Annotated in this window: 17 protein-coding genes and 1 pseudogene; 11 read left to right on the forward strand and 7 right to left on the reverse strand. The window is 60.7% G+C overall.

The genetic code is table 11. The annotated features are described in order from the left end of the window. Window position 1: 1 nt before the first annotated feature. Window positions 2–100: pseudogene (locus tag N2A41_RS27370) on the forward strand (GNAT family N-acetyltransferase); the annotation flags it as partial. Between the two features lie 56 nt (window positions 101–156). Here the strand turns inward: N2A41_RS27370 and N2A41_RS27375 are convergent. The 4 genes from N2A41_RS27375 to N2A41_RS27390 form a co-directional block, all read right to left on the reverse strand. Continuing rightward, window positions 157–603 carry a hypothetical protein gene (locus N2A41_RS27375; RefSeq protein WP_260111662.1) on the reverse strand — a complete coding sequence of 149 codons (447 nt, stop codon included), beginning with the start codon at window positions 601–603 and terminating at the stop codon, window positions 157–159. A 75-nt stretch (window positions 604–678) separates the two neighbouring features. Then, window positions 679–1,627 (reverse strand): IS630 family transposase gene (locus N2A41_RS27380; RefSeq protein WP_162115351.1). Its coding sequence is split into 2 segments (ribosomal slippage): window positions 679–1,290 and window positions 1,292–1,627, totalling 948 coding nucleotides; the frame shifts between segments, so codons are not numbered across the junction. Window positions 1,628–1,700: 73 nt separating this feature from the next. Next, window positions 1,701–1,976 (reverse strand): hypothetical protein, encoded by a 276-nt coding sequence (locus N2A41_RS27385; RefSeq protein ID WP_260111663.1) that lies wholly within the window; start codon window positions 1,974–1,976, stop codon window positions 1,701–1,703. Window positions 1,977–2,165: 189 nt separating this feature from the next. Next, on the reverse strand, window positions 2,166–3,095 hold the full coding sequence (locus tag N2A41_RS27390) for a LysR family transcriptional regulator (RefSeq protein ID WP_162116624.1): 930 nt from the start codon (window positions 3,093–3,095) through the stop codon (window positions 2,166–2,168). A gap of 73 nt (window positions 3,096–3,168) precedes the next feature. Between N2A41_RS27390 and N2A41_RS27395 the strand changes: the two genes are divergently transcribed. The 10 genes from N2A41_RS27395 to glpK all read left to right on the forward strand — a co-directional run bounded on the left by N2A41_RS27395 (window position 3,169) and on the right by glpK (window position 14,332). Continuing rightward, the gene (locus tag N2A41_RS27395) at window positions 3,169–4,086 is read left to right on the forward strand and encodes a DMT family transporter (RefSeq protein ID WP_170280650.1); all 918 of its coding nucleotides are present in this window, start codon (window positions 3,169–3,171) and stop codon (window positions 4,084–4,086) included. Between the two features lie 97 nt (window positions 4,087–4,183). Then, on the forward strand, window positions 4,184–4,957 hold the full coding sequence (locus tag N2A41_RS27400) for a DeoR/GlpR family DNA-binding transcription regulator (RefSeq protein WP_017969345.1): 774 nt from the start codon (window positions 4,184–4,186) through the stop codon (window positions 4,955–4,957). Window positions 4,958–5,079: 122 nt separating this feature from the next. Then, window positions 5,080–6,594, forward strand: a complete 1,515-nt coding sequence (gene glpD / locus N2A41_RS27405; protein WP_260111664.1) for a glycerol-3-phosphate dehydrogenase — start codon at window positions 5,080–5,082, stop codon at window positions 6,592–6,594. 41 nt (window positions 6,595–6,635) lie between these two features. Beyond that, window positions 6,636–7,715: an ABC transporter ATP-binding protein gene (locus tag N2A41_RS27410; protein WP_017969347.1), complete on the forward strand. Its 1,080-nt coding sequence runs from the start codon at window positions 6,636–6,638 to the stop codon at window positions 7,713–7,715. Window positions 7,716–7,724: 9 nt separating this feature from the next. After that, complete coding sequence (locus N2A41_RS27415) at window positions 7,725–8,795, forward strand: ABC transporter ATP-binding protein (RefSeq protein ID WP_162116626.1); 1,071 nt, start codon at window positions 7,725–7,727, stop codon at window positions 8,793–8,795. Window positions 8,796–8,797: 2 nt separating this feature from the next. Beyond that, window positions 8,798–9,664: a carbohydrate ABC transporter permease gene (locus N2A41_RS27420; protein ID WP_162116627.1), complete on the forward strand. Its 867-nt coding sequence runs from the start codon at window positions 8,798–8,800 to the stop codon at window positions 9,662–9,664. Between the two features lies 1 nt (window position 9,665). Next, the gene (locus N2A41_RS27425; RefSeq protein WP_170280653.1) at window positions 9,666–10,577 is read left to right on the forward strand and encodes a carbohydrate ABC transporter permease; all 912 of its coding nucleotides are present in this window, start codon (window positions 9,666–9,668) and stop codon (window positions 10,575–10,577) included. After that, window positions 10,577–10,873: a DUF2160 domain-containing protein gene (locus N2A41_RS27430; protein ID WP_162116628.1), complete on the forward strand. Its 297-nt coding sequence runs from the start codon at window positions 10,577–10,579 to the stop codon at window positions 10,871–10,873. Before N2A41_RS27425 ends, N2A41_RS27430 begins: the two co-directional genes overlap by 1 nt. Window positions 10,874–10,954: 81 nt before the next feature. Continuing rightward, entirely contained in the window at window positions 10,955–12,679 is a 1,725-nt protein-coding gene (locus N2A41_RS27435; RefSeq protein WP_162116629.1) for an ABC transporter substrate-binding protein, read from the forward strand. A 150-nt stretch (window positions 12,680–12,829) separates the two neighbouring features. Then, window positions 12,830–14,332 (forward strand): glycerol kinase GlpK, encoded by a 1,503-nt coding sequence (glpK, locus tag N2A41_RS27440; protein ID WP_260111665.1) that lies wholly within the window; start codon window positions 12,830–12,832, stop codon window positions 14,330–14,332. A gap of 17 nt (window positions 14,333–14,349) precedes the next feature. Here the strand turns inward: glpK and N2A41_RS27445 are convergent, their stop codons facing one another. From N2A41_RS27445 to N2A41_RS27455, 3 genes are read right to left on the reverse strand one after another with little or no spacing between them, the layout of a single operon-like run. After that, entirely contained in the window at window positions 14,350–15,348 is a 999-nt protein-coding gene (locus N2A41_RS27445) for an ABC transporter permease (protein WP_260111666.1), read from the reverse strand. A gap of 2 nt (window positions 15,349–15,350) precedes the next feature. Then, the gene (locus tag N2A41_RS27450; RefSeq protein WP_260111667.1) at window positions 15,351–16,370 is read right to left on the reverse strand and encodes an ABC transporter permease; all 1,020 of its coding nucleotides are present in this window, start codon (window positions 16,368–16,370) and stop codon (window positions 15,351–15,353) included. Further along, complete coding sequence (locus N2A41_RS27455; RefSeq protein ID WP_260111668.1) at window positions 16,360–17,910, reverse strand: sugar ABC transporter ATP-binding protein; 1,551 nt, start codon at window positions 17,908–17,910, stop codon at window positions 16,360–16,362. The genes N2A41_RS27450 and N2A41_RS27455 overlap by 11 nt, the downstream gene beginning before the upstream one ends. Window positions 17,911–17,972: the final 62 nt, after the last annotated feature.

The following is a 17,972-nucleotide window of genomic DNA, read 5'->3' on the forward strand; positions in this document are numbered from 1 at the left end:
CATGGATATTCGAATAGCAACGCCCGACGAGGACGAGGTCTTGGTTGGGAATTGTCGGAAGATCGGGGATGGCTACGGCACGCCGCCCGAGCACTATAGAGGGCGTAGCATTGGTTTCACATCAAACTACGCTATTTGAGAGCAAATAGAGGACGCTTAGGAAGCGTCCTCAGATAGCCAAATCCTCAGTTTGCCGACTGACCTGAAGCCGAGCTTTGTCATTTCGTTTAATGCTGCGCCACTGTCATACCCGACCAGCGGCACATCGGGTGAAAAGGCGATAGTGGCCAACGAAATGGCATCTGGGAAAGCCCGCGGCGAACCAGTCAAGCTAAAGATATTGGAGATCCCTACAGCTTGGGGTGATCGATTTACGATGCAGCCCGCATCAAAACCATCGCCGGCCCATCGGCCGTAGATATGCATGTTGGGATCGGAAAGCAGCGCCGGTGTGAAGACGTTGGCATCGGTCGGGCTACCAGCCTCTTTCCAGGAATGTTCCCAGCGATCCAGTGCCGCCGCATCGCGAATGCGTGCCCAATCTTGAGGCGTACGCGCTGAAAGTCTGTGAGGTTCAGCCCAAATCCATGATGCGGAAAACAACAACTGGAATCCCTTGTTGACGAGATCCAGCCTGGAAAACCCGTCTTTGAAACCAGGTCGCCGTCCTAGAGCGTTTCAGGTTTTGACGGAAGCGTATCCGGCATTGTCGAAGTAGTTGCTGCATTCGCTGGGCTCGATGGTTGTGACGAGGTGTCCGATGTGGCGCCAGGTGTCATCGATGGTTCGCTTCTGAGCCAGGCGCATCCAGTGCTTGATTTTGGCGAAAGCCTGTTCGATCGGATTGAGGTCGGGGGAGTATGGCGGCAAGTACCAGAGCCGAGCACCAGCGTTGCGGATCATCTGACGGATGGCGACCGACTTGTGGGAGCCGAGATTATCCATCACGACGATGTCGCCGGGTTTGAGCACCGGTACGAGTTGCTGCTCGACATAGGCGCGAAAGCACTCACCGTTGATCGGTCCATCGAAGACACAGGGTGCGGTGAGCCGATCGCAGCGCAACGCGCCGAGGAAAGTCAGGGTGCGCCAATGTCCGTGCGGCGCGAAGCTGCGCAGGCGTTTGCCCTTCGGCCCCCACCCTCGAAGCGGCGCCATGTTGGTCTTGATCCAGGTTTCATCGATGAAGACCAGCCGTCTTGGATCGAGGCCAGCCTGCCAGGATCGCCAGCGCTGTCGCCGTCGCGCGACGTCAGCGCGCGCCTGCTCAAGGGCGAACAGTGTTTTTTTTGAACCGCAATCCCTCACGTCGCAGGAACTGCCATACCGTATCGTGGGATACCTTCACCCCTCGCGCGGCCAGCTCTTCCTTCAACCTGTGCAGTGACACATGCGGCGTCTGGTTGATCCGCTCCACGATAAACGCCCGATGCGGCTCCAGAACCCGCTTGCGGTGGCCGCCCATCTTCCCAGGCGCGACAGATCCGCTCGAACGATAACGCTGCGACCACTTTACCGCTGAAGACACGGCAATACCGAACCGCGCCGCAACCGACCGGCAGCTCTCACCGGCTTCGATTGCAGCAACAACACGCTCACGAAGATCATTGGAAAGAGGTCGCGTCATTCGATGCTGGCCTCCACTCCAGCCAGCATCTTGAATCACAAAACACACAAAAACGGAATCCCTTCCGATTCAACTAAATCCGGATACGCTCTAGTCGATCTGTCAGTCGACCGATTTCAATCAGCTGTTCCTCTGTTGCGTCCGGGTCGAGTGTCGTCATGTTGGAATAGTAGGGGGGCGCGATCGCATCGCTTGACCAAAATGCACTGGTCCGCTGATCAGGCAGTCCATGGGCACGGAACATCGCCTGATAAAGGTCTGCATTGTTCGCGGCACAAATGCGCGCTTTTTCTGCATCGGATCGCACTGTGTGTTTCAGGATATTGCTTCGCGAGGAGCTGCGTATCATAAGAAATCCTATTGCTCGGAGGTCTGACATCTAGCCGGTGCATTCGCGATAAACAGTTGAGCGGCCCCGACTCTCTTGCCATCGAGTGGCTGGCGCCATGGTTTCTTTCCCTTCGCCCGCGTAGCGGCATGCCGTCGTTTGTCTGCTCTGAGATCAACTGGTTCGATTAGCGCGGGCCGTCCGTTCCGCCTACGCTTTTACTCGACCGGGTGCGATAAAAGTAGCGATCGTCGCCTCGTCATGGCCAGCCTCGCGCAGAAAGCGGCTGGCGAATTCGATGGCAGGGCTTCTAAGCGCATCGTCCGGTCTAATCAGGTGAAAGGCCACATGGTAATCGAGTGTCCGCTCCGAGACGGCTACGACGCGCCCGGTGGCCAGCGCGGCATCCGACAGCGGCGGGCGCGCGAGCGCGATGCCGAGCCCCTGCGCACAGGCATCGATCACCAGATTGTAGTCCTCGAAGCGCCGGTCGTGGCCGCGCGGCGTGTAGTCGACACCCTCACGGGAGAGCCAGCGGCGCCAGCCTTCAATATTCGAATCATGCAGGATCGGCATCTCGAGCAGCGAAAGGGCATCGGAGCGCTGCCCGAGCCGGTCCGCCAGCATCGAGGCGGCGATCGGAAACGATTTCTCCTGCCAGAGCGGCAGGGCACGCACGCCGGCCCACGGCCCCTTGCCGCAGCGAATGGCGAGATCCGTGCCTTCGCCGAAATCCGCCAGCCGGTGTTCGAGCGTCAACTCGACATGCAGCTCGTTTCCTTCGAGCTTCGGCAGGCGCTGAAACAGCCATAGAGAGGCGACGGAGGGCGTCACCGAAAGGCGCACCACTGCTTTGTTGCGACGAGGCAGCCAGCGCTCGCCGCTATTGCCGAGCAGCGCGAGCGCTTCCTCCGCCCGCGCGAAGAACCGCATACCTTCCGGCGTCAGGCGCACGCCCCGAGCTTCGCGCGCAAACAGCCGTACGCCCATCCAGCGCTCCAGGCGCGAGACCTGCCGAGACACCGCGCCGTGGGTGATGCCGCTTTCCTCCGCCGCGGCCGAGAACGATCCGAGCCGGGCGGCACGGGCAAAGGTCTCGAGCGTATCGAGCGGCGGAAGCACTGGCGAGCTGTGAACCATACGCACATTTGATCATCGATTGCGATGCTTTTCAAGCACGCATCGATGGCCTAATCCACTGTTGCAGGAACATGTGGAGGCGAAAATGAGCATGGCGGCAAGCGCACCGATTTCGACGAAACAGCAAGGCGGGTTTGATCTGGTGGCCTTTGCGGCGATCCTCGTCACCATCCTCTTCTGGGCGTCCTCCTTCGTGGTGATCCGGATCTGCCTCGGACCGCTGACGCCGATCGAACTGGCGACAGCCCGCTATGTGGCAGCCGGTGTCATCGCGCTCGTCTATCTCGTTATCTACCGGCCGATGCCGGAAAAACGCGATTTCGTTCGTCTCTCCGTTGCCGCCGTGCTTTTCATTGCTGCCTATGCGGTTCTGCTGAACACCGGCGAGCAGACCGTTGCCGCTGGACCGGCGAGCTTCATCATTAACACCATGCCGGTCTTCACCGCCCTCATCGCCACATTCGCGCTCGGCGAGCGCTTCGGCCGCTGGGGCTGGGCGGGCACCGCGATTTCCTTCGGCGGCGTGGCGCTGATTGCAGTCGCCTCCGACGGTGGTTTCAAGCTCGATCCAAATGCGGTCCTCATCCTTGGCGCAGCGCTTTGCTCAGCGATCGCCAGCGTGTTGCAGAAGCCGCTGCTCGGGCGGCTGCCGGCGCTTGCCGTCACTGCCTGGATCCTGCTGATCGGTTCCGTGCCGCTGTTTCCGGCCGTTCCAGCGACGATCCAGGCGCTTGCCGCCGCACCGGCGAAGGTGAACTGGGGGGTTGCCTATCTCGTCATCTTCCCAACCGCGATCGGCTACCTCACTTGGGCGATTGCCCTGAAGCGGTTGACCGCCGCCCGCGCCTCGAATTTCCTCTACGGCGTTCCGCCGGTCGCCACGCTGATCGGGTTCGTCTGGCTGAGCGAAACACCGACCATGCTCGGCGCAATCGGCGGCGTCATGGCAATCTTCGGCGTGCTGGTCGTCAACGTGATGCGGAAGCGGTAGCGTCGAATTCGGGCCGGGAAGGCGGCCCGGCAACAGATAGGCATTGCGCTGCGGTTCGCTTTCTCTAAAACGAAAGCAGATCGAAAGGCGCGCGCTCATGTTCTTGACCGACCGGCAAATTGAAATCGTGGCGATTGCGAAATCGAGCGGCAGGGTTCTGGTGGAGGAGCTCGCCTCCCGCTTTTCGGTGACGCCCCAGACGATCCGCAAGGACCTGAACGATCTCTGCGATGCGCAGCTGCTGACGCGCATCCATGGCGGCGCCACATTCCCGAGTGGGACGGAGAATGTCAAATACGAAGCGCGCCGCCAGATCGCCGCTTCCGAGAAACAGGCGATCGGCATTGCGACGGTCGAGCTCATCCCGAGCGGCGCCTCGCTCTTCATCAACATCGGAACGACGACAGAGGCGGTGGGCGAGGCGCTCGCCAACCATCACGAGCTGATGGTGATCACCAACAATATAAACGTTGCCAATAGGTTGCGCCTTTTCCCGGCAATCGAGGTGGTAATCGCAGGCGGGGTCGTGCGCGGTTCGGACGGCGGGATCGTCGGCGAGGCGGCCGTCGATTTCATCCGCCAGTTCAAAGTCGACTACGCCGTGATCGGCGCGTCTGCGATCGACATCGACGGTGCGCTTCTTGACTATGATTTTCGCGAAGTGAAGGTCGCTCAGGCAATCATCGCCAATGCCCGACATGTCATTCTCGTTGCCGATTCGACGAAGTTTGAACGCACCGCACCCGTCAGGATCGGCCAGCTTTCCCAGGTTCATACCTTCATCACCGATCACTGTCCGGTGCCGTCGATCCGCAGTCTCTGCCTCGAAAACAATGTGAAGCTGATCGAAACCAACGGCAGATTTCGTTAGACAGCCATCTCCCCACCAAACATTCGTTTGACATTCGGATCTCTTTCGTTTTAACTGATGTTGCTTTCGCAATTGCGCAAGTTTTGTGCGATGCGAAATTGGGAGTGGGCTCGGAGGGGATATTGGGCCGGGAGATTTACGACATATTCGTCATCGGCGGCGGCATCAACGGCTGCGGCATCGCGCGCGATGCCGTCGGGCGCGGCTATTCGGTGGCGCTGGCGGAAATGAACGATTTCGCCTCGGGTACCTCGTCGGGCGCCACCAAGCTGATCCATGGCGGCCTGCGTTATCTCGAGCATTACGAGTTCCGCCTGGTGCGAGAATCGCTGATGGAGCGCGAGATCCTCTGGGCGATGGCGCCGCACATCATCTGGCCTCTGCGTTTCGTGCTGCCCTACCACAAGGGCGGCATCCGGCCGGCCTGGCTGATCCGGCTCGGTCTCTTCCTTTACGACCATCTTGGCGGCCGCAAGCTGTTGCCACCGACATCGGTGCTTGACTTGCGCCGCGATCCGGCCGGAAAGCCGCTGAAGGCGCTGTTTTCCAAGGCCTTTGAATATTCCGACGGCTGGGTCGACGATGCCCGCATGGTGGTGCTGAACGCCCGCGATGCCGCCGACAAGGGCGCGACCATCATGCCGCGCACCAAGGTGGTGTCGGCAAGGCGCGAGAACGGTCTGTGGCATATCGAGACCACCGACGTGGTCACCAGCCGCAACGATAGCCATCAAGCTCGTATGCTGGTCAATGCCGCCGGCCCCTGGGTCGACCATGTCATACGTTCTGCTTTCGGCCAGAACGAAGCCCACCATGTCCGCCTCGTCCAGGGCAGCCATATCGTCGTGAAGAAGAAATTCGACGATCCGCGCGCCTATTTCTTCCAGAATCCCGACAACCGCATCATCTTCGCCATCCCCTATGAGGGCGACTTCACCCTGATCGGCACCACGGATCGCGACTACACCGCCGATCCCAAGGATGTCAGGATTTCGGAGGAGGAGACGGTCTATCTCTGCAATGCTGCGTCGGAATATTTCAAGGAGCCGGTCAGGCCGGAGGATATCGTCTGGACCTATTCGGCGGTCCGGCCACTTTATGACGACGGCGCCTCGAAAGCGCAGGAGGCGACGCGCGACTACGTGTTGAAGCTGGAGGGCGAAGGAAATGCCGCGCCGCTGCTCAACGTCTTCGGCGGCAAGCTCACCACCTATCGTCGGCTTTCCGAACATGCGCTGGAGAAGATCGGCGCTGCGGTCGGCGTCAAGGGCGCCCCGTGGACGGCCAAAAGCCATCTGCCCGGCGGCGACTTCCCGGTCCGGGGTTACGATGCCGAGGTCGCCGATCTGAAACGGCGTTATCCGTTCCTCGCCGATCGGCACGCCCGCCGGCTGGTACGCCGCTACGGCACCAGGGCCAAAATGCTGCTCGGCGAAGCCCGCGGCCTCGACGATCTCGGACGGCTGTTCGGCGGCGATCTCTACGAGGCCGAGGTAACCTATCTGGTCGAATATGAATGGGCCCGGCACGCCGAAGACGTGCTGTGGAGGAGAACAAAGGATGGTCTGCGCCTTTCGAAGGAGCAGGCCCAGTCACTGGAGGAGTACATGGCTGCCATACCGGCGATGGTCGGATAGGCGGCGTGTGGTCCCCGCTGCGTGGAGGCACGGGAACAGGAATGCTGGAACTGCGGAAGGCCGCAAAGATGGTGGGAGGAGACTATCATATCCACCCAACCGATCTTGTTTTTGAAAGAGGAACGCTAAACGTTCTGCTTGGGCCGACCTTGTCGGGCAAGACCTCGTTGATGCGTCTGATGGCCGGCCTTGATCGGCCGACGACCGGTACGATCCATTTTGATGGCGCTGACGTGACGGGTATGCCTGTCCAGAAGCGCAACATCGCGATGGTCTACCAGCAGTTCATCAATTATCCGGCATTGACGGTCTACGAGAATATTGCCTCGCCGCTGCGGATTGCCGGCAAGGATGCCAAGACCATCGATCTGGAGGTGCGCAAGGCCGCCGAACTTCTGAAACTCGGGCCTTATCTCGATCGCACGCCGCTCAACCTCTCGGGCGGCCAGCAGCAGCGCACGGCGCTTGCCCGTGCACTCGTGAAGAATGCGAGCCTCGTTTTGATGGACGAGCCGCTTGCCAACCTCGACTACAAGCTGCGTGAGGAACTGCGGCAGGAATTGCCGCGCATCTTCGCGCAGTCCGGCGCAATCTTCGTTTATGCCACGACGGAACCCTCCGAAGCCTTGTTGCTGGGCGGCAATACGGCAGCGCTCAGTGAGGGCCGGATCACCCAGTTTGGCCCGACGGTCGAGGTCTATCGTCATCCACTCGATCTGACGACGGCGAAAACCTTTGCCGATCCGCCGCTGAATTTCATTGATCTGGTCAAATCGGAGGGCAACTTCCTGCGCGATGGCGTTTTGCTTTTTGCAGTGCCGCCGCATCTTCAGAATGTGCCGGACGGGCCGGCCACCATAGCGTTTCACCCGCATCATCTTGCACCAACTGCCCAGACGGCTGGTTCGGCGCGGATGACGGCAAGGACGCAGGTTTCGGAGATCACCGGGTCGGAAAGTTTCGTGCATCTGCAATTTGCCGACACCCGCTGGGTGATGCTTGCGCACGGCATCCACAATGTCGACCCGGACACGGATCTCTCCGTTTTCATCGATACGCGCCACCTGATGGCGTTCGGCGCGGACGGCCGGGCGATCACCACTGCCAGGCAGAGGGGCTAGGAGAAGATCATGGCACGTATCACCCTCGATCATATTCGACATGCCTATGGGCCGAACCCGAAGAGCGAGAAGGACTACGCTCTCAAGGAAGTGCACCACGAGTGGAACGACGGCGGCGCCTATGCGCTGCTCGGGCCTTCGGGCTGCGGAAAGACCTCGCTGCTCAATATCATTTCCGGCCTCATTCAGCCTTCAGAAGGGCGGATTCTCTTCGACGGGCAGGATGTTACGAACCTGCCGACGCAGCAGCGAAACATCGCGCAGGTATTCCAGTTTCCGGTCATCTACGACACGATGACGGTTTACGATAACCTGGCCTTTCCTCTGCGCAACCGCGGCGTGGCCGAGGCGGAAGTCGACCGGCGCGTCCGCGAGATCCTCGAGATGATTGATCTTGCCGGCTGGGCCAAGCGGCGGGCGCGCGGCTTGACTGCGGACCAAAAGCAGAAGATTTCGCTCGGCCGCGGACTCGTGCGCTCGGATGTGAACGCGATTCTCTTTGACGAGCCGCTCACGGTTATCGATCCGCATATGAAATGGGTGCTGCGATCGCAGCTGAAGCGGCTGCATAAGCAGTTCGGTTTTACCATGGTCTATGTCACGCATGACCAGACGGAGGCGCTGACCTTCGCCGACAAGGTCGTTGTGATGTACGACGGCGAGATCGTGCAGATCGGCACTCCGACCGAACTCTTCGAGCGTCCAAGCCATACCTTCGTCGGCTACTTCATCGGTTCGCCGGGCATGAACTTTATGCCGGCCAAGGTAGAGGGCAGTACGGTTCGGGTCGGCGAGCACGCGCTGTCGCTCGACTATGCGCCAAAGACTTCGTCGGCGTCCAAGGTAGAGCTTGGCATCCGGCCCGAATTTATCCGGGTCGGCCGCGAGGGTATGCCTGTGACGATCAGCAAGGTGGAAGATATCGGCCGGCAGAAGATCGTCCGCGCGCAATTTGCCGGCCAGCCAATCGCAGTCATCGTTCCTGAGGACGAGGAAATTCCGGCTGATCCCCGGGTGACCTTCGAGCCATCGGGCATCAGTATCTATGCCGACTCCTGGCGCGCCGGACCGGAGGCTTAATCATGGAAAAAACCTGGAACAACAAAGCCTGGTTTCTGGTTCTGCCGGTCCTCGTGCTGGTGGCTTTCTCGGCTGTCATTCCCTTGATGACGGTTGTGAACTATTCCGTTCAGGACACTTTCGGAAACAACCAGTTCTTCTGGAACGGAACGGACTGGTTTACCGAAATCCTGCATTCCGACCGATTCTGGGCCGCCCTGCAGCGAAACCTGATTTTTTCGTTGATCATTCTCGCTCTTGAGATCCCGCTCGGTATCTTCATTGCGCTCAACATGCCGAAATCAGGCATCGGCGTGCCGGTTTGCCTGGTTCTGATGGCGCTGCCGCTGTTGATCCCGTGGAACGTGGTCGGCACGATCTGGCAGGTGTTCGGCCGCAACGACATTGGTTTGTTCGGCTATTACGTCAATGCCATCGGCATCGATTACAACTATGTGCAGGATCCGCTCGACGCCTGGGTGACGGTCATCATCATGGATGTCTGGCACTGGACGAGCCTGGTCGTCTTGCTCTGCTATGCAGGCCTCGTTTCCATTCCGGATGCCTTCTATCAGGCAGCCAAGATCGACGGTGCCTCTCGTTGGGCTGTGTTCCGCTATATCCAGCTGCCAAAGATGAAGCGCGTTCTTCTGATCGCCGTACTGCTGCGTTTCATGGATAGTTTCATGATCTACACCGAGCCTTTTGTCGTCACTGGTGGCGGTCCCGGCAACGCGACCACTTTCCTGTCGATCGATCTGGTCAAGACCGCCCTCGGACAGTTTGACCTCGGCCCGGCCGCTGCCATGTCGCTGGTCTATTTCCTGATCATCCTGCTGCTTTCGTGGGTGTTCTACACCGTCATGACAAGCCACGACGCGGAGAATTGAAATGAGCGCCTCCAACGAAACGACAGCGAGCCGAAAAATCTCTGGCGTTACCAGTGTCGCAAGCGGGCTCTCCGCCGATGAAGTCAGCCGTCTGATGCGCCGGCGCGGCGAGGAATCGCGCTGGTGGTGGCTGGTTCCGACGATCTATATCATTGTGCTCCTGCTGCCGATCTATTGGCTCGTCAACATGAGCTTCAAAACCAATGCGGAAATCGTCAATTCTCTGACGCTTTATCCTCATAACCCGACGATCGCCAATTACGTGACGATCTTCACGGAAAAGGCCTGGTATTCCGGCTACATCAATTCAATCACCTATGTCGTGATCAACATGGTGATCTCGGTGGCAGCCGCACTGCCGGCGGCCTATGCCTTCTCCCGTTATCGGTTCCTTGGTGACAAGCATCTGTTCTTCTGGTTGCTGACGAACCGGATGGCGCCGCCGGCGGTCTTTGCCCTGCCGTTCTTCCAGCTCTACTCAGCCTTTGGGCTCATCGATACGCACATCGCCGTGGCATTGGCGCATTGCCTCTTCAACGTGCCGCTTGCGGTCTGGATCCTTGAAGGCTTCATGTCCGGCGTGCCGAAGGAAATCGACGAAACGGCCTATATCGATGGCTATTCGTTCCCGCGCTTTTTCCTGAAGATCTTCACGCCGCTGATTGCGAGCGGCATAGGTGTCGCCTGCTTCTTCTGCTTCATGTTCTCTTGGGTCGAGTTGCTGATCGCACGAACGCTGACGACGACCGACGCGAAGCCGATCGCTGCCACCATGACCCGTACCGTCTCTGCATCCGGCATGGATTGGGGCCTGCTCGCCGCCGCCGGTGTTCTGACCTTGATCCCAGGGGCGCTGGTGATCTGGTTTGTGCGCAATTACATCGCCAAGGGCTTCGCCCTGGGGAGGGTTTGATGAGCTTTTCGCTTCCCGATTTTTCATGGATGGCATGGACCTGGCCGACGGCCACTTTCTTCGTCGTCATCGCATTGCTGCTGATCGGCATGGGGGTCTGGGAATACGCCGCTCCGGGCGGCAATCCCCGGATCGGAATCCTGCGCTTCGAGACGACGCGCGGTGACCGGCTTTTCCTTTCGCTGCTCGGCAGCGCCTTTATCCATCTGGCCTGGCTTGGTCTCGTTGGATCAAGCCTCTGGTGGGCTCTCGCTCTCTCCGTTGTCTACGCCGTCGGCGTATTCCGTTACGTGTGAGGCAAACTGATGCAGACGGCCGGGGTTTTTCTGGCCGCCTGAGACGTGAAGACTGCAATCGCAAAACCCTGGGAGGATATCATGCGAAGGCATTTATTGACGACGACAGCAGCCGTGCTGCTGGCCATGACCGGGTCGGCCTATGCCGGCATGGACGAGGCAAAGACTTTTCTGGACAAAGAGATCGGCGACGTGTCGACGCTCTCTCGCGCCGACCAGGAAAAGGAAATGCAATGGTTCATCGATGCTGCGAAGCCTTTCCAGGGGATGGACATCAAGGTTGTTTCGGAAACCTTGACCACCCACAAGTATGAGTCCGAGGTTCTGGCTCCGGCCTTTACTGCGATTACCGGGATCAAGGTCACGCACGACGTCATTCAAGAGGGTGACGTTGTCGAGAAGATCCAGACGCAGATGCAGACCGGTCAGAACCTTTATGACGGCTGGGTCAACGACTCCGACTTGATTGGCACCCACTGGCGCTATCAGCAGGTGCGCAACCTGACCGACTGGATGGCCGGCGAAGGCAAGGACGTTACCAACCCCGGCCTCGATATCGACGACTTCATCGGCACCAAGTTTACGACGGCACCGGACAAGAAGCTCTACCAGCTTCCCGACCAGCAGTTCGCAAACCTGTACTGGTTCCGATATGACTGGTTCAACGACGAGAAGAACAAGGCCGATTTCAAGGCGAAGTATGGCTACGATCTTGGCGTTCCGGTCAACTGGTCCGCTTATGAGGACATCGCCGAATTCTTTACCGGCCGTGACGTCAACGGCAAGAAGGTCTTCGGCCATATGGATTACGGCAAGAAGGACCCGTCGCTCGGCTGGCGCTTCACCGACGCCTGGCTTTCGATGGCCGGCAATGGTGACAAGGGTCTGCCGAACGGTCTTCCGGTCGACGAATGGGGTATCAAGGTCGACGAAAAGTCGCGTCCTGTCGGTTCGTGCGTCGCGCGCGGCGGTGACACCAATGGCCCAGCTTCCGTCTATTCGATCCAGAAGTATCTCGATTGGTTGAAGGCCTATGCACCGCCGGAAGCTCAGGGCATGACCTTCTCGGAATCCGGTCCGGTGCCGGCACAGGGTAACGTCGCGCAGCAGATCTTCTGGTATACGGCGTTTACCGCAGACATGGTCAAGCCTGGCCTGCCTGTCATGAACGAAGACGGTACGCCGAAATGGCGCATGGCACCGAGCCCGCATGGCGTTTACTGGAAAGACGGCATGAAGCTTGGCTATCAGGACGTCGGTTCCTGGACGCTGATGAAATCGACCCCGACGGACCGTGCAAAGGCCGCGTGGCTCTATGCACAGTTCGTGACCTCGAAGACGATTGACGTGAAGAAGAGCCAGCTCGGTCTCACCTTCATCCGCGAATCCACCATTCGCGACAAGAGCTTCACGGAGCGCGCTCCGAAGCTTGGCGGTCTGATCGAGTTCTATCGTTCGCCTGCGCGTGTTCAGTGGTCGCCAACCGGCACCAACGTTCCCGACTATCCGAAGCTGGCTCAGCTTTGGTGGCAGGCTATCGGTGACGCCGCTGCCGGCGCCAAGACGCCACAGGAAGCCATGGATTCTCTTTGCGGCGAGCAAGAGAAGGTCATGGGCCGTATCGAGAAATCGGGCGTCCAGGGCGATATCGGCCCGAAACTCGCCAAAGAGCATGACCTCGCTTACTGGAACGCGGATGCGGTGAAGAAGGGCAATCTTGCGCCGCAGCTGAAGATTGAGAACGAGAAGGAAAAGCCGGTCACGGTCAACTACGACGAACTCGTCAAGAGCTGGCAGTCGAAGTAAGGCGGACCTCGGCCGGAGGCAACGAGGCTTCCGGCCATCACTTCCCGCCACCGGCCGCAAGCCGGTGGCACCCACAATCTTTCTCTCATGAAATCTCCGCATCCGCCCTCTTTGCCGGGCGGAGCGGTTTCGTGCGAGCCGGAGACGGATATGAGCGGCTATATTCTTTCGATCGACCAAGGCACAACGTCGTCGCGCGCGATCATCTTCGACAGCGACATGAAAATGGCCGGCTCGGCGCAGGCAGAGATCACCCAATATTATCCGCAGCCCGGATGGGTGGAGCACGACGCCGCCGAAATCTGGCGGTCCGTCGTCGATACTGTGCGCAGGGCGATCGCCGATGCCGCTATTGATGCCGCCGACATTGCCGCGATCGGCATTACCAATCAGCGCGAGACGGCGGTCATCTGGGACCGACGGTCAGGCGCGCCGCTTCACCGGGCGATCGTCTGGCAGGACAGGCGCACGGCCGAAATGTGCGAGAGCCTGAAGGCCGATGGATATGAGAAGCTGTTCAGCGCCAAGACCGGCCTGCTGCTCGACCCCTATTTCTCCGGAACGAAGCTCGGCTGGCTGCTCGACAACATCGATGGTCTGCGTGAGAAGGCCGAGGCCGGTGAGGTCTGCTTCGGCACGATCGACAGCTGGCTGATCTACAATCTGACTAATGGACGCGTGCATGCCACCGATGCGACCAATGCGTCGAGAACGCTGCTCTATAATATCGATGACGGTGCCTGGGACGAGGAGCTTCTCGGCGTTCTCCGCATTCCGGCCGCCACGCTTCCTGACGTCAGGGAATGCGCCGATGATTTCGGCCGCGTCGCCAAGGCGCTGTTCGGCGCGGAACTTCCGATCCTTGGTGTGGCCGGCGACCAGCAGGCAGCGGCGATGGGCAATGCCTGTTTCGAACCCGGCATGATGAAATCCACTTACGGCACCGGCTGCTTTGCCCTGTTGAACACCGGCCGGGATCGTGTTTCCTCCTCCAACCGGATGTTGACGACGATCGCCTGCCGGCTCGACGGCGAGACAACCTATGCGCTCGAAGGCTCGATCTTCATCGCCGGTGCTGCCGTGCAATGGCTGCGCGACGGCCTCGGCATCATCGGCCAGGCATCCGAGGCAGGCGTGCTTGCCGCCAAGGCCGATCCCGAACAGCAGGTCTACATCGTTCCGGCCTTCACCGGCCTCGGCGCGCCCTATTGGGATCCGGCTGCGCGCGGCGCGATCTTCGGTCTGACGCGAAACAGCGGGCCGGCGGAATTCGCCCGCGCCGTGCTCGAATCCGTCGCCTATCAAACGCTCGATCTGCTGGTGGCGATGAAGAAGGACTGGGGCGTCAACCAGCTGGAAACGGTGCTGCGCGTCGATGGCGGCATGGCGGCTTCGAATTGGACGATGCAGTGCCTGGCCGACATGACCGGAAACCCTGTCGACCGCTCGGCGATCCGCGAGACGACGGCGCTGGGCGCAGCCTGGCTTGCCGGCTCAAAAGCCGGCATCTGGCCCGGCAAGCGGGATTTTGCGCAGGCCTGGGCCTGCGACCGCCGCTTCAGCCCTTCGATGGACGAGACCGAGCGGCAGGGCAAGATCATCGGCTGGAAGAATGCCGTATCCAGAATGATTTCAGACGCCTCCGCGGGATAGGACCGCTTCCGGCTCTCTTACGCGCCGGCAGCCTTTCTGTTGATGAAGCTCAGGGCGAGCACGGCGAAGATCAGCGTTCCCGTGCCGACCTGCTGCCAATAGAAGTTCAGATCGGTCAGCAGAAGCCCATTGGCGACGATGCTGAGCAGCAGCGCGCCGAGAACGGTCCCGCCGACATTCGGCCGTCCGAGTGGGCTGAGCGTCGTGCCGATGAAGGTCGCGCCGATGGCATTGAGCAGGAAGGCATTGCCGGAGGAAGGGATGTAGGTGGTGACGGTTGCGGTCAGGATCAGGCCGGCGATTGCCGCGATCAACCCGACCAGGATGAATGTCACCGCGACATGGGCCGGCGCGGCGATGCCGGAATAGCGCACGACGCCCGGCTGGATGCCGATCGACAGGATGACGCGACCGAAACGCGTGCGGGCAAAAACAATGGCAGTAGCGGCGATGACGACGATGGCCGCGGCAAGCGGCATCGGGAAGCCGGCGATCGTGCCGTGGCCGAGGAAACGGAAGGCTTCCGGCACGCCGTTCGGCGGCAGATAGACCGGATTGCCGCCATTGGTCAGCAGTTGCTGAACGCTGCGGCCGATGAACAGCGTGCCGAGCGTGGCGAGGAACGGCGACACGCCGATCCCTGAAATCAGCAGCGCATTGAAGGCACCGACGAACGCTCCGGCGGCCATTCCCGCGAGTGCAGCGACTGCCACCGGCTGCCCGGCGAGGACGAGCGAGACGAAGGCAAAGCTGGCAAAATCCATCGCCGTTCCCACCGAAAGATCGATGCCGCCCGACGCGACGGCGAAGGTCATGGCGACGGAGACGATGGCAAGCAGCGTGAAATTGTTGACCAGGATGCTCTGCAGGTTGGCCGGCGACAGGAACGTCGGCGTTGCCACGGAAAAGGCGGCAAACACCGCAACCAGGGCGAGGATCAGCCCATAGCGCACCAGGCCGCCGGCGATGAGACGCGGCAAGTCGATGCTGGCGGGGGGAGGGATCTGGAGCGACATGGTCAGGCCTCCTGCCGGCGCAGCAGCGTGGTCGCGGAAACGACGATGAGAATGAGCACGCCCTGGACGCCGCTGACCAGCGTGCTCGAAATGTTCAGCAGCTGGAAACCATTGACCAGGAAGCCGACCAAAAGGGCCGAAAGCAGCGTCCCGGTGATCGTCGGAATCAGCCGGCGCGAAAAGACCGAGCCGAGCAGGGCCGTCACGACGACGGGCAACAGCATCTCGCCAGCACCGGTCGTGCTGCCGCTCAGATAGGAAACCGACAGGATGCCGGCGATGCCGCCGGAGACGCCGCTGGCGACGAAGGCGCCGGCCAGCAGCCGGCGAAGCGGCAGACCGGCGGCACGCGCCGCATCCGGAAACTCACCGACGGCATAGAGGCGCAGGCCAAGCGGCGTATATTGCGCGATCGCCGTGGTGATCGTCGTGAAGCCGAGGAGCACATAGGCAAGAACCGGGATGCCGAAAGGATCCGAGGCCGAGAGCGCCGACAGGAAAGGCGTCGAGGCCGGCAGGACCGTATTGCCGGTCAGCACCAATTCCAGGCCGGCGACGACGTTCATGACGGCCAGCGTGGCCAGCAGCGGCACGATGCCGGCATAGACGACGGCAATGGCATTGACCGTGCCGATCAGCCCGCCGGTGAGGATTGTCGCGGCGATCGCCGTCGCATCGCCGTAGCCGAGTTGCGTCAGGCTCGCATAGACGGCGGCGCTGAGGCCCATATTGGCCGCGAGCGACAGGTCGATGCCGCCGGTGACGACATTGGAGCCGCCGGCAATCAGCACGATCGTCAACCCGATGGCAAGCACACCGGAGATGGCCGATTGGCCAAGCACGTTGCCGATATTGCCGATGCTGAGGAAATAGGGTGCGGTCAGCGAGAAGATGAGCAGGATGGCGGCAAATGCGATCAGCGATCCGAAGCGCAATGCCGCAGCCGCAATATTGCCGGCCGGCCGGAGAGGCGGTTCCGCAGCGGAAAAAACGGAAGGCGCGAATTCCACTTCAGCCGACATGGCGTTGTCCCTCGGATGATCCGGTCGATTGAGCCAGCACCGCATCTGCCGTGGTCTGCGACGAGATGAATTCCCGCACCACGCGACCCCGGAAGAGCACCAGGATGCGATCGGTGATACCGACGAGTTCGGGCAGATCCGAAGACAGCACGATGACGCCGGCGCCACGCGACGCGAGTTCGCCGATCAGCGTATAGATCTCGACCTTGGAGCCGATATCGACCCCGACCGTTGGCTCGTCGAGCAGATAGACCTCGGAATGGCGGCTCAGCCACTTGGCGATGGCGATCTTCTGCTGGTTGCCGCCCGAAAGCGTGCGCAGCAGGGCATCGCGCCCATTGGTCTTCACCTGCAGCCGCGCAATCAAAGCGTCCACTTCTCTCTGTTCGCGTCTGCGATCGAGAAAGCCGAAACGGGTGAAGCGGCCAAGGCTCGAAAGGCTGATATTTTCCGCGACGCCGAGGTCGAGCGCGACGCCGTGGCGACGCCGATCTTCCGGCACCAGGGCGATCTCGCGGCCGGCCGCCTGGGTGGGATTGGTGAAACGGGCCGCCTTGCCGCTGATTTCAATATGGCCGGAAGCCGGGGTCTCCAGACCGAAGAGCGTGCGGACCAGCTCCTTTGCGCCGGAGCCGAGCAGGCCGGTGAGGCCGAGCACCTCGCCGCGGCGAAGCGTGAAACTGATGTCGCTATATTTCCCTGGCGCCGACAGCTGCTCGACCTTGAGGATGTCTTCGCCCGGTGTCACCTGCGGCTTTGGAAACATCTCCTTGATATCACGTTCGACCATCAGCCGCGCAATCGCACCGGCCGAAGTCTCCCCGATCGGCACGGAGGCGACGTCGAGCCCATTGCGCAGCACAGTGACGTGATCGCAGAGCTCTTCGATTTCGTTCAGGTAATGCGAGATATAGATGATGGTGATGCCTTCGTCGCGCAGACGGCGGATCAACCGGAAGAGGATATCGGCCTCGCGGCGCACCAAGGCGGCCGTCGGCTCGTCGAAGACGAGCACCTTCGGCTGATTGAGGAGCGCGCGGGTGATTTGCACGATCTGCTTTTCGGCAGTCGACAATTCGCCGATCAAGGCGGCGTTTGGCAACCGGATACCGAAATAGTCGTTGAGAATGTCAGATGCCCGGCGCTGCATCAGTCGCCGGTCGAGGAACGGCGTGCCCGATATCCGCGGCTCCCGACCAAGGAACAGGGCTTCGCCAACGGTGAAGGTTGGCACCAGCAGCCGATCCTGGTGAATGAAATGGATGCCAAGCTCTTCGGCAAGATGCGGTGTCAGCCTGTCGAATGTTTGCCCTTCGATCTCGATCCGGCCGCCATCCGGTTGATGAAGACCGGCAAGCAGCTTGATCAGCGTCGACTTGCCGGCGCCGTTCTGGCCGACGAGACCGTGGATGGTGCCGCGCCTGACGATCAGCGACGCACCGGCAAGCGCCTGCGCACCGCCGAAATGCTTGACGATGCCTTCAAAGCGGATGATGTCGTCGCGTGCCGTCACCGGCTGCTTCAACGAAATGGCCGTCATGTCGATCTCTCCGGGCGGGCAGATTGCGAGCGATCCGGCGATGACCGGATCGCTCGTGTTCA

Origin of the sequence: Rhizobium sp. SRDI969 (assembly GCF_025152725.1) — a bacterium.
Taxonomy (GTDB): Bacteria; Pseudomonadota; Alphaproteobacteria; order Rhizobiales; family Rhizobiaceae; genus Rhizobium; species Rhizobium leguminosarum_I.

What these genes read in the sequence shown, in the direction of transcription:
- N2A41_RS27410 (WP_017969347.1), top strand. Translation starts at nt 6,636, where the DNA reads ATGCTGGAACTGCGGAAGGCCGCAAAGATGGTGGGAGGAGACTATCAT.
- glpK (WP_260111665.1), top strand. Translation starts at nt 12,830, where the DNA reads ATGAGCGGCTATATTCTTTCGATCGACCAAGGCACAACGTCGTCGCGC.
- N2A41_RS27385 (WP_260111663.1), bottom strand. Translation starts at nt 1,976, where the DNA reads ATGATACGCAGCTCCTCGCGAAGCAATATCCTGAAACACACAGTGCGA.
- N2A41_RS27400 (WP_017969345.1), top strand. Translation starts at nt 4,184, where the DNA reads ATGTTCTTGACCGACCGGCAAATTGAAATCGTGGCGATTGCGAAATCG.
- N2A41_RS27390 (WP_162116624.1), bottom strand. Translation starts at nt 3,095, where the DNA reads ATGGTTCACAGCTCGCCAGTGCTTCCGCCGCTCGATACGCTCGAGACC.
- N2A41_RS27450 (WP_260111667.1), bottom strand. Translation starts at nt 16,370, where the DNA reads ATGTCGGCTGAAGTGGAATTCGCGCCTTCCGTTTTTTCCGCTGCGGAA.
- N2A41_RS27415 (WP_162116626.1), top strand. Translation starts at nt 7,725, where the DNA reads ATGGCACGTATCACCCTCGATCATATTCGACATGCCTATGGGCCGAAC.
- N2A41_RS27445 (WP_260111666.1), bottom strand. Translation starts at nt 15,348, where the DNA reads ATGTCGCTCCAGATCCCTCCCCCCGCCAGCATCGACTTGCCGCGTCTC.
- N2A41_RS27435 (WP_162116629.1), top strand. Translation starts at nt 10,955, where the DNA reads ATGCGAAGGCATTTATTGACGACGACAGCAGCCGTGCTGCTGGCCATG.
- N2A41_RS27420 (WP_162116627.1), top strand. Translation starts at nt 8,798, where the DNA reads ATGGAAAAAACCTGGAACAACAAAGCCTGGTTTCTGGTTCTGCCGGTC.
- N2A41_RS27430 (WP_162116628.1), top strand. Translation starts at nt 10,577, where the DNA reads ATGAGCTTTTCGCTTCCCGATTTTTCATGGATGGCATGGACCTGGCCG.
- N2A41_RS27455 (WP_260111668.1), bottom strand. Translation starts at nt 17,910, where the DNA reads ATGACGGCCATTTCGTTGAAGCAGCCGGTGACGGCACGCGACGACATC.
- N2A41_RS27425 (WP_170280653.1), top strand. Translation starts at nt 9,666, where the DNA reads ATGAGCGCCTCCAACGAAACGACAGCGAGCCGAAAAATCTCTGGCGTT.